Annotated in this window: 7 protein-coding genes; 2 read left to right on the forward strand and 5 right to left on the reverse strand. The window is 37.4% G+C overall.

Features of this window, described 5'->3' with window-relative positions:
* From H344_RS0113160 to H344_RS0113180, 5 genes are all read right to left on the reverse strand, one after another.
* Positions 1 to 7,153 (reverse strand): malectin domain-containing carbohydrate-binding protein (locus tag H344_RS0113160; protein ID WP_026810752.1); only part of this gene is annotated, 7,153 nt, incomplete at its 3' end.
* A gap of 985 nt (positions 7,154 to 8,138) precedes the next feature.
* Entirely contained in the window at positions 8,139 to 10,520 is a 2,382-nt protein-coding gene (locus H344_RS0113165; protein ID WP_051254313.1) for a GumC family protein, read from the reverse strand.
* A 33-nt stretch (positions 10,521 to 10,553) separates the two neighbouring features.
* Positions 10,554 to 11,324 (reverse strand): polysaccharide biosynthesis/export family protein, encoded by a 771-nt coding sequence (locus H344_RS0113170; protein ID WP_026810754.1) that lies wholly within the window; start codon positions 11,322 to 11,324, stop codon positions 10,554 to 10,556.
* A 58-nt stretch (positions 11,325 to 11,382) separates the two neighbouring features.
* On the reverse strand, positions 11,383 to 13,320 hold the full coding sequence (locus H344_RS0113175) for a polysaccharide biosynthesis protein (RefSeq protein ID WP_026810755.1): 1,938 nt from the start codon (positions 13,318 to 13,320) through the stop codon (positions 11,383 to 11,385).
* The gene (locus tag H344_RS0113180; RefSeq protein ID WP_034256618.1) at positions 13,317 to 14,408 is read right to left on the reverse strand and encodes a DegT/DnrJ/EryC1/StrS family aminotransferase; all 1,092 of its coding nucleotides are present in this window, start codon (positions 14,406 to 14,408) and stop codon (positions 13,317 to 13,319) included. The genes H344_RS0113175 and H344_RS0113180 overlap by 4 nt, the downstream gene beginning before the upstream one ends.
* 279 nt (positions 14,409 to 14,687) lie before the next feature.
* On the opposite strand from H344_RS0113180, the gene H344_RS0113185 reads away from it, so the two are divergent.
* Positions 14,688 to 16,085, forward strand: a complete 1,398-nt coding sequence (locus tag H344_RS0113185; RefSeq protein WP_026810757.1) for a nucleotide sugar dehydrogenase — start codon at positions 14,688 to 14,690, stop codon at positions 16,083 to 16,085.
* Positions 16,086 to 16,222: 137 nt separating this feature from the next.
* On the forward strand, positions 16,223 to 17,251 hold the full coding sequence (locus tag H344_RS0113190; RefSeq protein ID WP_026810758.1) for an NAD-dependent epimerase: 1,029 nt from the start codon (positions 16,223 to 16,225) through the stop codon (positions 17,249 to 17,251).
* Positions 17,252 to 17,348 lie beyond the last annotated feature (97 nt).

Raw genomic sequence — 17,348 nt, forward strand, 5'->3', positions numbered from 1 at the left:
CATCTGGATCAGTAGCAGTTATCTGTAAGGAAACTACATCACCCTCAGAATTATTTTGTACACCTGGACTAGTAACCACAGGGGCCTGATTAGCTGGAGCATTGACAGTGATGGTAATTGTAGCTGTATTAGTAAGGTTCCCATCGGTAACTGTTAACTCTACCTCATAAATTCCAGCTGTTTCAAAAATATGTGTAGGATCTGCGGTTGTATTTAAAGCTGTACCGTCTTTAAAATCCCATTCATATCCAGTTATACCACCATCATCGGTAGAATTACTTCCTGTAAAGTCTACAGTTAAAGGTGCATCACCCGAAATAACATTTGCTTCTGCTACAGCAACAGGAGCCTGATTTCCAATTTCGCCAATATTCCACACAAATTGCGCAGTAGTAGACTCAGACGGTTCACAATTATCGGACACAGTAACCTCAACGTTATAAGGACTATTATCTGCTGCCCCATTAGATTCCTGTACTGATTCTGGAGCGGCCATCAATTGAGCAGTGGTATAATTTTGATCTACCTTATGCAAGGTCGCTCGATCAATTAAATGCCCTTCAGACCTTGAGGATATTTCCATAGTATATTCCCCAGGGTTATCGAATTGAACAAAAACATATTGCAATTCATTATCACTGGTTTGCGTATCCCAATTCCAAGCTATTGTATTGGTATATACCTTAAACCAGCCCCCTGAAGTAGCACCATTAACTACTGGCGTTTTACCACTTCCTCCCGGATATTTTTTAGGCTCAACTCCTGTAGTAGCTCCTGAACTAAAAAAGTCATCCGCATCGGGGAAGCGTAGCCAGGCATCATTATGTTCTGTATTAGGGTTAGAAGGTGCTATTGTACCTATCTTATTATGCCATTGGAATCTATACACACCTGGTGTTGTTATATTTACTTTAGTCGTGATAGTTCCATTACCAGGAGTGTTAAAATTATCTACTTGATTATTTAGATATCCATTCCCCGTAAATCCTGTCTCGGAAGTTTCTTCTGACCAATTAGCTCCAAAGATTAGGTTTTCCATTTCCATGACAACTAATCCGTTATTTTCTTGATAGATTCCACCTCCTAAACCGCTAGTGGAAATAGTTCCGGAAATAAGCCCGGTATTAGGATCTATAGATAAACCTTCAGGTAATCCCGTTGCACTATAGGTTAACTCCGTACAACCACCTATAGCCTCTATTTGTAAGGAAACAATATCTCCCTCCAAATTGTTTTGGGTACCTGGATCCGTAATTTCCGGAGCAATTAGTGTATTTGTTAAATTAACTATCAAGGACGATTCTTTACCATAGTTAATGGTTAGTACAGCACTTCTATTAGTACCAGTCCCAGAGAGCGAAATCTCTATTGGGTGACTACTGTTTGGCTGCAGTAATTGATTGGTTAAATTCCCTGACACGATACTGAAATCTGCAGCGTTAGGCCCAGTTATCTCCATTGAAGTTACTATAACCCCTACATTCCCATTCTGAATACTAAGGTCCATAGATTCTGTAGTTCCATCAGCAACCATCAAATTACTTAAAGCGTTTACATCACTAGCCACACTTGGAGCACCTACTGGGGCATCTTCCCCATAATACTCCATATTCTTTTGATTTCCACCACCTTGCACCGGAGAACCTCCTAAAATAAATACTCCATTTCCAGATACAATGGCCTGTGTACCATGTCTAGGTGAGTTTAATCCAGGAAGAGCACTCCATGACTGAGAAACTGGGTCATATTCTTCCACAGTAGTCAGTGCAGGTCCAGCGGTCTCACTTTCTCCTCCTATTACCATTAATTTATTATTATAGTTAACGGCAGAAGAGCCTCCTCTTGGAGTAGGTATATTTTGACCTGCAGGTAGGGTGCTCCAAGTTTGATTCGCAAAATCATAAACATCAACCTCAGCTATTGTTGGTGCAAAAACTCCTCCTGCTCCACCAGATAAACGTCCACCAGAAACATACATTTTATCTCCGATCGTTACCGCAGCAAAGTGATCCCTAGCTCTAGGAGCATCAGCCAAAGGTGTCCATATACCTGTTGCTGGATCAAACTCATCAAAGTAGGGCACATAGCCACCGTCGTGTCCTTGTGTATTACCTGCCACTACATAAAACTTATTATTGTACATAACAAGTCCTGCTGATCCACGTCTCCTATTTGTTGGAATCTGCGGACCTTCTATCCATTCTTCCTTAGCAGGATCAAATGCCCAAACATACTCTGCAGGGGCTTCTGCTGGGAAGGCATTATCTTTAAATGCTCCTATTACCCAAATTAACCCTTGGTATTCTGTAGCTTGGAAGTGGTTAAATTCAAACGGAGCAGAATTTACTAATGAGGTCCATGTGTTTGAGGTGTAGTCATAACTATCAATTGTTTTAGCATTTTCCCTTCCACCCATTAAATAAAATTTATCTCCTGCTTGTACAAAGGAACTCTCGTGTCTTGCTGTGTAGTTCTCGTCTTCATTCTTGTTAATCCAAGTAGAAGCAATAGCCCATGAGAATACTTGACTAACTGGTGCAGAACCTGGTTTAGCAACAGTAACAACCACCTGGTGAATACCATTATTATTTGGCCCTCCACTTGCAGCTGCCGCTGTAGTGGTACCACTAATTTCTCCAGTTGCAGAATCTATGCTAATACCGTCTGGTTGACCTGAGATAAAAAACGTATTGTTTTCACTTGGGTTACCCCCTGTTGCAGAAGCTGTGAAGTTAACCACCTCATTAATATCCGTAGATTGGTTAGTAATAGTTGATAAATTTAAGGTTGGATTACTGGTATCTACCTTAAATATCTCTATAGCATTTAATGTTGGGTTTTCAACTTTATGATTAAATAGAATATTCAATTCCCCATCGGTAAGCGTAACTGGGAAAGTAAGCATCCCTGCGGTTAAATGTCCAAATTCTGTTATTAAATCTAGATTTTCTTTTACCACTACCCCTTCCAACAAGACATCAAATACTCTTTCTCCAACCTCTTTAGTCCCTTCATAACTGTTCCCCATATAAAGATTAACCACATAATCTCCATTTTCTAAAGGAAACTTAAATTCCATTTCTGGAGCTGAAGGTGCATCATAGCGTTCCCTTTTATAAATCTCATTAAAGATTGCGCTATCAATATAAGCCGGTACTGAACTATCCCTTTTATCAAAATTTAAATTAGAATTTATTGCAAAACCGGCGTTTACAGAGTATGTTCCTGAGGTAAAGGCTCCATTTTGATTGTTAAATTTCCAATCTGTCATGCTATCTGTTGCATTTACTTCATCACCTCCAACATTAACTCTGTAAATAGTTTCTTTAACGATAAACCATTGAAAAGATATAGTTACTGCATCATTGGTTAAACCATCACTATCATCTACCGTTATCGTCACAGTATAAGGACTATTTTCTTCTGCACCCAAGGCAACGGTACCACCGATCTGGCCATTGGAAGGTTCTATCACCAAACCTGGGGGAAGTCCTTCTGCAGAATAAGATTTATTGCCATCACCTCCATAAGCGGTAATGCCAACATCAGCCATCATTTGCTCTCCTTCAATAGACTGTTGATCTGCTAACGGATGTACGTATATTGGTGTTTCCGAATTTGAAGCATATAATATTTCAATTCCATTCACCATAGGGTTTTCTTCAATACCGTGTATAAATGAGATATCTATAACACCGTTATTAACGGGAACAATGTGACTAATAGTAGTCCCTATTTGATGACCATAAGTCCCTGATAGATCAATATTTTTCAATGCAGGATAAGTAAGCCCATTGATAGAAACATCAAAAATCCGCTCTCCTGGTTCGGAGGTTCCTTGCCAACCATTACCCATATAAAGTCTAACTTCATAGTTCCCTGGATCATTTACAGGAAAGGAATAGGTCATATTTGGTGTTCCAGGAGTACCATCCGCTCGTTCGGTATTAAATATTGCCCCTGGTACTGTGGATGGCACGTCTGGCCCACTATTTACAGGGAACGAATATGAATTATTAGTACCCGCCTCCACAAGATATTGTGATTGGTTAGAAGGTGTATCGGCTTCCCAAACAATACCTCCATCTACTGCAGCTATTTCTGGACCACCTGTATTTACCCTATACAAGGCTATAGGAGCATCTGTAACGGTAACAGTAAACGTCTGTTCTACAAAATTACCTTCCGTATCTGTTGCCCTTATAGTAATATCGGCTACCGTTGGGGTACTTGGATAAGACAAGTTTAATTCATGCCCGTTGATAGTTGCACCTACGTTAGGGTTTGTATTATTAGTTACAGAATACGATAGATTAATTGCGTCATTATCATCATTGAAAAATGAATCTAATGCTATAATTTCATCGTTTGTATCTATCATCCTGCTTAAATCTGGAATATCTTTAACTACAAATGGATTAGCATCTAAAACATTTAGAAAATCCCAAGTTCCTTGTAGTTCTACCCCTTGTGCATTAGACGTTCCCGTAATACCTACAGCTAAATCTATAGAAGGATCTTGTATAGCGTTTAACACTTTGCCTGATGCAGTGATAGTTCCCAATGTGGTACGCGATTGTTTACCTACTAAAGTATACTGGCATTCCACCTCGCCATTGGAAGGATCTACAACAAAATAGAATACAACTCCGTTTGGACGCATTTCTTCAGGAATAGGGAAGTTTATAGGAGTTTGGGGCACATCGTTAATTTCTTGCAGTGCCGTAATTCCATTTTTGGTGATAACCATCTTAATATAGTCGCTCTGAAAACCATCTCCGATAAAAATTCCAAGTTCACCATTTGGAGCACCTGTATGCCCATATAACTGTAAGGGATCATTAAAATTCCCAAACCCACTAACTACAGTAAACTTAGGCGTAGTCTGATTTACTTGAACACCATACTGAAATCCTTTTTCTTGATTATTAGACGTGCCATATGCCGTCCCTGAAGTCATGTTAACGGTAATTGCCCCAATCGCTCCACCCATAATATCATTAGGATTAGGATCATTAGGATCATCTTTACGATCTATCCAATTTAACCAATTGGGATTAGGATCCCCGTTGTTCATTAATCCTGTAAAACCAAGCCCCATATACCCTCCTAGATCGGTATCAGAGAAAAGTTCATTGATAATTGGAATTACAAAAGCATCGCTACCAGTTGTAAGGGGGTCCCCTAATTGAAAAGGATCCTCTGCATCTGGAATTCCATCACTATCGTCATCGGGATCATTAAGATCTGAAACATATGGCGGTCCAGCAGCTTTATCAAAATCACTAGGTTGCGATCCCCCATTACATGGATCGGTACCATTATCTACCTCATCTTGGTTAGTATATCCATCGTCGTCATAGTCGGCAAGAGGATCGTATCCTGGCTGTCCTGGCTGAATACAATTCACCAGATCTGCAGGTTCTAACACCACTATTTTAGAGGTTACATTCTCATTTCCTCCATTACCCTTAAATAGTCCTACCCAAATAGTTCCAGGAAAAGGATCATTATCTCCATTAGCAGCCACTCCTAATGCATTCCCTCCTAAATTAGAAGCAAAACTTGGATTTAAGGCCAACTTACTTCCATCAGGGTTTAGTTCCAATCTACGTAACTGTTGAAAATTGGTACCTGCCAATAAATCACCCTGCATTGCGCCTCCAAAATTACTCGCTGTATATTCTGTAATACCATTGGTATTGGTCCCCCATATGGTAACTATATCATCGTCCGGTCCGTCAGGATTATCTATCCCAGGCCCTCTCCAATCCCCCTCTACAGGATTAGCCATAGAGACAGGCACAGGAGGCCAGTTAGCGGGTAGTGCAATACTGGGATCGTCTGTTGATCCTGGCCTAGACATATCGGGATCATAAATTAATGTCCTAAAAACTGCATCATCGTTACTAGTGGGATTTGGTGTCGTATATAATCCCGCACCTGCAGGGTTAGCCCTCACAGGGTTGGGATGACCACCGTAATAGCTACCAAATACATAAGTTTGAATATCTGTAGTAATTAAATGCAGATGATCCTCGTTATTAATCAATTCACCTCCAGAGGGCGTACTACTTCCTGGCTCTCCTGGCACATAGTTATTGGTTACGTCGCCCAATATCCCCTCGTTTTCGGGAAATCCACCCCATCCACCATTGGCGCCATTTTCCGTTACATAAACGGCTCCACTTTCCGTGATTACTAAATCATAAGAGTTTCTATAACCAGGTGAAAATATTTGAACAGGACCTCCAGGAACTATCATAGCCTGGTTAAGTCCGTCATTACCCCCAAAGGGATCATTGATATCTATACCATCATAATCTGGATGGTCTGGATCTTCAATCCCATTTACATTAGGACGAGTTGGATCGTCCAAAGTAGGTATATCATAAATATAATTACGCCCGTTGTCATTAAAAATGGGCATGGCTTCCAAAGCAGTAAGATCTATAGATAAGATAGCAGCAGAAAGCGCATATTCTGTTAAATAGTTAAAATTAATTGAGGGACTTCCAGCATTGGTATGTCCACCTTGTGCAACTATCAAGAAGTCAGAACCGTTTATTGTTACAAATTCTAACCCGTTAGTAGCATGATTTTCTTCTGACCGCGGTAAACCTCTTACTATATCTACCACATCCCAAGAAGTCCCATTCCATGTAAACCTTGTAATAACCCCAGAATTAGTATCTAGACCAGTATCTCCAGCCCCACCATTAAAACCACCACCAATCCTAAAGTCACTAGAAGAAACATAAATAATGGGATTAGCAGCAGTCCCAGCAACCTCTATCCCCGTGGTTTGCCTGAGAGTAGAAGAATGTTCGGTACCGTCATCATTATGATTTTGAATTCCGTTAATACCAGTAATCACCTCGGTATCTAACACTTTATAATCACCAGGGCCGTTACGGTCAATAGTCAACACTTTAATTGTTCCAGAATATTCTGCAAAATACAATCTACCGTCTGGACCCCACGTTAATGAAGTGGTTACCATTGCATTTCCATTTCCATTGAAATCTAGATCACTCTGTATAAAATTGACCTCTGGCGTTTGTGCATTAACCGGGTTTAAGCCCATGGTAAACAACCATAGGAGTGAAAAGAACGTTAAAAATGAAAGGGACTTGGAGTAATAATGTTTCATGTTCGCGCAATTATATAAAGTGTAATTTGTAATCCGATAATTAGGTAAGATATTATACCTGTGATAAACCTTTATCAAGGTATGGTCTCTAACAAAAATACCCCAATCTTACTCGTTAGAAAGAATACGGAATCTTATTCGTTTAAACTCGATTGTTCATCGACCAAATACAAAATTGAAACCATTCCTAGAGAGATACCTTCACCCCTAATTATCGATGAAATCGCTCAAGTTCAAAAATCATAGATGAATGAAATTAAGAAGGAATTGTAGGACTTAAGAACCTTCTTCATGTAGGAGTATTTTTAATTCTTTATGATATAAAATAATAGCTACCACTCGCGTATATTGTAGGTAGTATTTGTTTGTCCTTGCTCAACTTATATCCTTTAAGCTTATCTGCAGGAGTTCTTAATGGTGAAAAGTAGCACTTAAAATTGAAGAGAATAAACCGGATATGGTGTTCTAATTTCTCTTAATTATACATTAAAAAAAGAGTGAAATAACATCCTATACATGTACGTATCAAGTATGATTAGAGCTAGGACATATCCTACACATAAATGGTTTTTATCTTACTAATACTCCCTATAATTATGACTTCATAAAACTAAAACACGAATAAGAAATTCAGATCAAACATAGCCACAAATGAGAACCACAAGGCCCATTTAAAGCCATTCTAGCGAAGGGTAAAGTGTGTCTAGCGTAGTTGCGAAATACAATAAGTTTCTTAAGGAGAAACCATCGCTGTGGTAAAAAAATGGATTAAAACAACTCATGAAAACCTTAATCAACTAAGTAAGAAGCACTAGAACCAAATTAAAAATAGGTCTGAAATCATTCTCATGTCACTTAAAAGGCAAGTAAAAAAAATCTCCTAATTTAATTTCTAATGCACGCTATTAAGCAAACTTGTAAGGTTTACAAACGCAACTAGACACCAAATTAGGAGAATTACAAATAGATTTAAGCTAGTGCTACTTTAGAATCTCCACCATTTCTTATGATGTTTTCCATATCCATACCCATATTTACCTCCGTAGCCTAAATTTGCTTCTTTAACATAGTTAACTACAAATGCTAATCCTTTAATCTTACCATCTTGTTGTAATTTAATTGGGAACTGAATTGCCTTTTTCTCAGTAGTTCCTGCTCTAGAAACATAAATTAAGTGATCGGCGTAACCACTGATCAATAGGGTATCTGTTACCACCATTAGTGGAGCTGTGTCTACTATTACATAATCATATTGTTCGGAAACATAATCAAAAAGTTCTTTTATCCGTTTACTTAGCAATAATTCTGCTGGGTTAGGTGGTATTCTACCAGAATAAATGACATCCATAGAATCCTTAAATATTTCCAATGTACTAAGTATATCCTTTAATTCCACGGAATCATCATATAAATAGTCTGTAAGTCCCAAACCATTTTTTGCATTCTTTTGAGCTATTTTATTTGCACTACTGCCCGTAAAATATTCAAATAATTTAGGGTTACGCACATCTGCCCCTAACAAAAGAACTTTTTTATCTGTGCTCGCAATAGTCATGGCTAAATTAGTAGAAAGAAAAGATTTCCCTTCCCCTGGTACACTAGAGGTAACAAAGACCACATTATTTTTCCCTCCGGAAGGACGATTGGTTTTAATAAGGTAATCTAAATTAGTCCTAATAATCCGCAACGATTCGGCTAGTACAGAGCGATCCTCCTTAACAATAACTTTTTCATCTTTATTTGTAAGTCGAGGTAATTCTCCCAATATCGGAACGTTCCTAGCAACCTTTTCCAGGCTATGCATATTATGTACCTTATTATCCAATAGGTTAGCCCCATAAATAATAGAAAATGGTATAAGTCCGCCAAGAATAAGAAATGCTAAATAAACAATATTTCTCTTAGGTGAAATTGGAAATGGACTAGGGTTATGGGCAAAATCTATAACTTTGGATCTAGGTGCGGTTGAAGCTACTGCTATCTGAGCTTCTTCCCTTTTCTGCAGCAAGTAGAGGTACAATTGCTCTGTAGTTTGCTGTTGTCTTGTTATATCCCTTAAAGCCCTCTCATTTTTAGGTGAAGAATAAATTTTCCTATTAAAAGCAGCCTGCTGTCCACTTAATGAACTAACACGCATTCCTAAATTATCTACCGTACTATTTAAACTAGCCTGCATATTGCTTTTTAAACCCATTATCTGTTGGTCTAAATTTACAATAACAGGGTTTTTTTCATTAGAACTTTTTAACAATCTGTTTCGTTCTAAAACCAGTTCATTATACTTAGAAGTTATGCTGTTGATAGTAGGATCATTTAAGCCAATATTTCCAGGGAGCACCTCAAAGTTGTCTTGTTGCTCAACAACATCCTTCATAGAAGCGGCAATATTAAGTTGCGTTCTCATCGCAGAAAGCTCCTGTTGGTTAGCCACCCCAACATTTAAATTTATGTTAGTTTCTGCTCCTATATCTGTTAAGCCTCTATCTGTTTTAAAGTCTTGTGCAGACTGATCAACAGAGGATAGACTCCCATAAATTTCTGCAATTCGGTCATCTATAAAGTTTGATGTTCTATCTGCAATTTCTCGTTTATCATCTATGGCATTTTTATTATAAATTTTAATAAGCTCATCAATAATGTGAACCGCTTTTTCCTTGATAGGATCTTTTAAGGAGATATTTAACACATTAGACATCTTCTCATGTGTAGAAATATTAATCCTATTCCTGTAAGACTGCGCCACCTCATCCACAGGGTTAACCACCACCTTTAATTTGATGTTTTTAAAACGTTCAAAATCTTCAGTATTGGGGGTAACTACTAAATCCCCTATTGGCGTCGAAAAGTTTTTACCGAAAGCTATCGGTTGGGCTGGTTCATTTTCTTCTTGACTATACCCAAAAACAGTAGAGGATGAAAATTCTAGATAAAATGCAAAGCTAGCCTTATTAATAATGGAGTCTGCCGCAATAAAATTCACTTTTACCGGAGGATTAGAATATAATTCCGTTTCTACTATTTTACCTTGAGCTATTACCCTTGTATTAAGTCCTAGTTTCTTTACAACTTCTATAAAATTAGATCTAGAATTAATTATTTCTATCTCATCTACTACAGCAGTATTAGACCCGGATAGCAACTCCAAATCTTGAAACAACCCTAAACCTGCGCCAGAATTTTTCTCATCTAAAATTTGAATCTTAGCTTCTGCCACATACTCAGGCTTGGTATATCTAAGATAAACAAAGGCCATGCCCAGAGCAATAATTACAGCTATCACAAACCATTTCCAATGTTTGGTATACTGATTAACTATCTCTTTTAAATCCGGAGCGTCCGGAATATTTATTTCAGTGTTAGAACTCATTTAAACAACAGGAATATAGTATTATTAAAATATTTAATTTCTAATTAAAAGAATGGTAGAAGTAATTAATAGCGAAGCAAGAGACACCGCTATATTGGTCCTCATATCTAAACTTGAGGATGCTATAGCAGATTTATTGGGCTCTATATACACCACATCATTTTGGGTAAGGTAATAAACAGGAGAATTCATGGCTTCTTTTTGAGTTAAATCTATCCGTGTATATACTTTAGTACCATCAAAATCACGAATCACCATTACGTTTTCTCTCATTCCTTTAATGGTAAGGTCTCCGGCCAAACCAATAGCTTCTAGAACAGAGATACGCTCTCCATTCACAGGATAAGTGCCTGGTCTTGACACTTCTCCTAATACGGTAACTTTAAAGTTCACTAAACGGATGTTAATTATTGGATCTTTTAAATAGTCGGTTAATTTGTCCGCTAATAGCATTCTTAACTCTTCTGGAGAAAGTCCGGCAATTTTCACTTTTCCTAATACAGGGAAATTTATGTTCCCGTCCTGATCAATTAGGTAATCTATTTGCTCTGCTCTAATACCTCCTTCAGAGGCTCCTCTAAATAAATTAAAAGGTGTACTTGCCTCTGGATCCAAAGTGGAAACATTAATCCTAACAAGGTCGTCTACCTTGAATTTTGGAGTGAAGCTATGTTTATTTACTAGCGTTTCAAAATTACTTGCATCTTGAAAGTAAACTACTTTCTTCTTGGAGGAACAGGAAGATAAAAAAACAACGGATAGACATAGTACGCAGAATATTGTACCAAAAGATCTTTTTTTCATATAAGTGTATTTTAATTGGTAATTATTTTAAAATAAAAGGTATTCTCGTTAGTTAATTTTAGGAATGTAATAGCTTGGTTGAAGGTGATTTATTTTCTTTTCCGTCTTTTTTCTTCCTATCCAATTTACATAGTTCGGAATTACTGGATATGTACTCAGGAACAATCTCTTTCATAAGTACTACAATATTCTCATTATAGAACATATTGGCAACACAAAGCTCATTTATTTTAGCTCTTATCTCCTCATAATCAAATACTCTAGATTTACTTATCATAATTTTCTTATGATAAGTAGGCATGGTATTCTCCCCATTAGCTAACAACTCCTCGTAGAGTTTTTCACCTGGTCTTAGCCCTGTTATTTTAATATCAATATCTTCGGGGTAGCGCAGTCCAGACAGTTTAATCATGTTTTTAGCCAAATTAAAGATCTTAACAGAGTCTCCCATATCAAAGATAAAGATCTCCCCTCCTTCTCCCATACCGCCTGCTTCCAATACCAATTGGGCTGCCTCTGGTATAGTCATAAAATAACGAGTAATATCTTTATGGGTTACAGTTAATGGACCTCCTTTTTCTATTTGTCTCTTAAACAAGGGGATTACAGAGCCGTTAGAACCTAAAACATTTCCAAAACGAGTAGTTATAAATTTGGTTTTGTTTTTTTGTTGCGCACAACTGATATACATTTCAGAAATTCTCTTGGTAGCCCCCATAACATTGGTAGGGTTTACCGCCTTATCAGTAGAAATAAAAATAAACTTTTTTACATCATTATCCAATGAAAGGTCTACTACCACCTTGGTACCCGCAACATTTATTTTTATAGCTTCATAAGCATTGTATTCCATCAAAGGGACGTGCTTATAGGCGGCGGCATGAAATACCATATCTGGACGGTATTCCTGGAACAAGGCAGACATCCTATTCTTATCTCTTATATCCCCTACGATATGTATAAAATTATGAAAACCATTTTGGATCAACTCCTGTTGTAAGTCATAAAGCGCAGATTCTGCCTGATCTACAATAATTAGTGACTTATATTCATAATTGGCAATCTGTCTTACTAGCTCACTTCCAATGGAACCGGCCCCTCCAGTAACTAAAATCACTTGGTTTTTTAATTCCTTAGAAATTCTCTCGTTTACAATATTGATAGGCACCCTATCTAATAAGTCTTCAATTTGGACTTGTTTTATCTGAGAGACCTTTAGCTCCCCATTAATCCATTTTTCAATTGGGGGCACTATTTTCACTTGTACTGGCAGATCTACTAAATCTCCTACTAAATTCCGAAGCCGATTGTGATCTATATTTTGTATAGAAAATATAATCTCTGTAATCTTATGGGTCTTAATAAAGTTTGCTGTTAACACATCAGGTCCATAAACCCTTACCCCATTAATATTTTTCCCCGCCTTTTCTCTATCATTATCTATATAACCTACTACCCTAGAGACACTTGCATAATGACTGCTTAATGCATTTTGAGTAAGAATACCAGATTCACCAGCTCCGTATATCAAAACGTTTTTGGTAGATTTCATTTCCTTCATCAGGTTATAGTAAGCGGTTTTAAAAACGTATCTAGAAGCTGTAAGGGCTATAAAATTAAGCAAGCTATGAATAATGATTATAGAAATAGGAACAGTAAAATTGGTCATAAAATCCACTTCCCTATTTACAATAATCATAAAGATGGTAATAATACTAGCAAGACAGATAGCATTAAATATATTATAGACATCCCTAACTCCCGTATGTCTCACCACCCCTTTATAAGAACCAGTTATTAAAAACGCAACTAGTGTAAAAGTCACTATTACAGGTAACTGCAACTTCAACTTTTCGAAATCAAAATCTAAAGTAAGGTTAAACCTTACAAGATATGATAAGACGAAAGTTAATCCTGTCAGTATGAGGTCAATTGCCAAAACAATCCATTTTGAGCAATATTTAGGTGTTCTATTGGTTAGGTAGTTCTGTATCATACGACCAATGTTTTTAAGATTACTTCAATAACTCGATCTAGATCATTCTTTATCAAGTTTGAACCACTAGGCAGACAAAGTCCCCTATTAAATAGATCCTCCGAAGTTCCATCCACAAATTGAGAGCAGCCCATAAAGACCGGCTGCAAATGCATCGGTTTCCATAAAGGCCTGGATTCTATATTCTCTTCTAAGAGCGCTATTCTTATTTTTTCTCTAATCTCGTAGGAAGGAAGCAAAATGCAGCTTAACCATCTATTGGAATAGAAGCCAATTGGCTCCTCCAAGAATATGATCTCTGTTAGCCTCCCCAATTTTTCAACATAATAGTCAAAATTGCCTCTTCGCGCCTTAACACGTTCATTCACTACTTCCATCTGCCCTCTTCCAATACCAGCTAACACATTACTCATCCTATAATTGTAACCAACATGGGTATGTTGGTAATGTGGAGCTTCATCCCTTGCCTGTGTTGCCAAGAAAACCGCCTTCTTTTTTAATTCTATATTCTTTGTTACCAATGCTCCCCCACCAGAGGTGGTAATAATCTTATTCCCATTAAATGACAGAATCCCCAAATCGCCAAGTCCTCCACAAGGCTTTTCCTTATAAGTGCTACCCAAAGCTTCTGCACTATCTTCTATAATTGGAATATTAAATTTTGCGGCAATTGCTGTTATTTCAGATACCTTATAAGGCATACCATATAAATGCACTGCAATTATAGCCTTAGGTTTTTTTCCCTTTGCCAGTCCAGCAACGATTGCTTCTTCCAATAATTTAGGGGAGATGTTCCAAGTTTCTCTTTCACTATCCACAAAAACGGGCCTCGCACCCAAATAAGTAATAGGATTAGCCGAGGCAGCAAATGTAAAACTCTGACAGATTACATCATCCCCAGCAACAACACCTACTAACTCTAAAGCCAAATGTATTGCTGCAGTACCCGAACTTAGAACGGCTACCTTTAGATCATTACCTAAGAAATTCTCAATAGACTTTTCAAAGGCATCTACATTGGGACCCAATGGTGCAATCCAATTAGATTGAAACGCCTCATTAACATACGTTTGTTCATTGCCGCCCATATGAGGGGAGGAAAGCCAAATTTTTGTATTAGTACTCAATGCGTTTATCGTTATAGTTAGAGATTATAAAACTACATATACTTTTTATCGGGAAGGAATTATGCTAGAATCTTTCGTTTAAGATTGAATATTATCGATTAAATACTCCTCCCATTAAGTTTTATAATCTTTATCTAAAAAATTGAGCACTTCACCTATAAATATACACTAGATGTCCTTAAATTCCCAAGTAATTTAAATTAATTTACAATCTTTGTGGGAAACATATAGGTAAAGAAAATGAGAAAAATCACCAAAATCTGTTGTATTGGCGCTGGGTATGTAGGCGGTCCTACGATGTCCGTAATTGCCAAACAATGTCCTGATATCCAGGTAACGGTTGTAGATATAAACGAAGCAAGAATAGCGCAATGGAACGATTCTAATTTAGACAACTTACCAATCTACGAACCTGGATTGGCAGAGATTGTAGGTGCTACAAGAGGAAAAAACCTATTCTTCTCTACTGAGGTAGATAAGGCCATTGATGAAGCCGAAATGATCTTTATCTCCGTGAATACACCTACTAAAACCTATGGAAAAGGTAAAGGGCAGGCTGCAGATCTAAAGTTCATTGAACTATGCGCGCGGAATATTGCACGCGTAGCAAAAGACGATAAAATTGTAGTAGAAAAGTCTACTCTTCCCGTACGAACCGCAAGTGCTATAAAAAGTATATTGGAAAACACCGGAAATGGAGTTGAATTTGAAATTCTATCTAATCCTGAATTCTTGGCGGAAGGAACGGCCATTGAAGATTTATTAAATGCCGATAGAGTACTTATAGGAGGTGATGAGACACCTTCTGGAAAAGAAGCAAAAAATATCCTAAGCGCAATTTATGAAAAATGGATTCCCAAAGATCGTATTCTTCAGACCAACGTCTGGTCTTCAGAACTCTCTAAGCTAGTAGCTAATGCCTTCTTAGCCCAACGGGTATCCTCTATTAATTCTATTTCTGCACTTTGTGAAAAAACAGACGCTAATATAGCTGAAGTTTCTCGCGCCATTGGATACGATAGCAGAATAGGACCAAAATTCCTTAAATCTTCAGTAGGATTTGGTGGTAGTTGTTTCCAAAAGGATATCTTAAACCTAGTTTATATCGCTAGAAGTTATGGTCTGCAAGAAGTGGCAGATTATTGGGAGCAGGTAATTATAATGAACGACTATCAAAAAAAGCGGTTTGCCAATACCATTATCTCTTCATTATACAACACTGTATCCGGGAAAAAAATCATCTTTTATGGATGGGCTTTTAAAAAAGATACAAATGATACCCGGGAATCCGCTGCTATTTATGTTGCAGACGCATTATTAGACGAGAGAGCAGAAATTACCGTTTACGATCCCAAAGTCTCTAAAGAACAAATCTATGCCGATCTAGATTATTTAAATACTAGGTCCCCAGAAGATAATAGAAGGTTGCTTAAAGTTAGTAACGACCCTATTTCTATAACAAAAGATGCGCATGCCATTGCTATTTTAACGGAGTGGGACGAGTTTAAAACTTATGATTGGTCTCTAATCCATGAAAACATGTTGAAACCCGCCTTTATTTTTGATGGGAGAAGACTATTAAACAAGGAGAAGCTTACCGAAATGGGCTTTAAATATTATAAAATTGGGGAATCTTAAGATTCCCCAATTAAAACATATACCAGATTTTCTAGATGCTGACGGCATAGAGCCCTTCCCTTCTAATAAGAATTAATTTAGGGAAAGGTTATGCTTCTGTTTGAAAATTTTCCGACTTTTGTTAAAAATTTCATCTTTTGAAAATACTGGTTACTGGAAGTGCAGGATTTATAGGGTTTCATGTATCGCAATCTTTATTAAAAAGAGGACATGAAGTGGTTGGTATAGACAATATCAACTTGTACTACGACCCCTCCCTTAAATTTGCCCGCCTGCACGAACTAGGCATTAACAAAGAACAAGCATCTGCGCACAACAATATTAGCCAAAGTAGTATTTACGGGGAACAATTTAAGTTTATACGTTTAGGAATAGAAGAAAAAGAAAATCTTTCCTCTGTTTTTGAAACTCAAAAATTTGATAAGGTTTGTCATTTGGCGGCACAGGCAGGGGTCCGCTACAGTTTAGAAAACCCTAGCGCCTACATAGATTCTAACCTAGTAGGGTTTGCCAACATTTTAGAATGCTGTAGGAACCACGCTATTCAACACTTGGTTTATGCTAGTAGTTCCAGTGTTTATGGTTTAAACAAAAAAGTACCTTTCCAAGAAGAGGATCAGGTAGACCAACCTATTAGTTTATATGCTGCAACAAAAAAGAGTAATGAACTAATGGCACATAGCTATAGCCATCTGTATAAAATTCCCTCTACTGGACTTCGGTTTTTCACCGTATATGGACCATGGGGAAGACCAGATATGGCACTTTTCCTATTTACTGATGCCATTTCCAAAAAGCAGCCTATTAAGGTATTTAATAAAGGTGATATGCAAAGGGATTTCACCTATATTGACGACATAACCGAAGGGGTAATTAAGGTAATAGAGCAAAAGGAAGAGAAACGCATCAAGAAAAACGAATATTATAAAATATATAATATAGGAAATAACAAGTCTGAGAAGCTTCTAGATTTCATAATGGAAATAGAAAAACACTTAGGTAAGAAGGCTATTATGGAAATGCTGCCTATGCAGCCAGGAGATGTACAAAAAACTTGGGCTAATATTAATCAATTAATTCAGGATTACGGATACTCCCCTACTACCAACATTTCTGATGGAGTAAAATCTTTTGTTGAATGGTATAAGTCGTATTATAAGATATAAAGGAAGGTGGAGTTCCATACAAAGAAGTATCAAAAGTTCTATGCTAATTGCTAATCTTTATGTGATCACAATTACAACATAAAGAATACTGAAAAAT

The organism is Arenibacter latericius DSM 15913 (assembly GCF_000424985.1).
Classification (GTDB): Bacteria; Bacteroidota; Bacteroidia; order Flavobacteriales; family Flavobacteriaceae; genus Arenibacter; species Arenibacter latericius.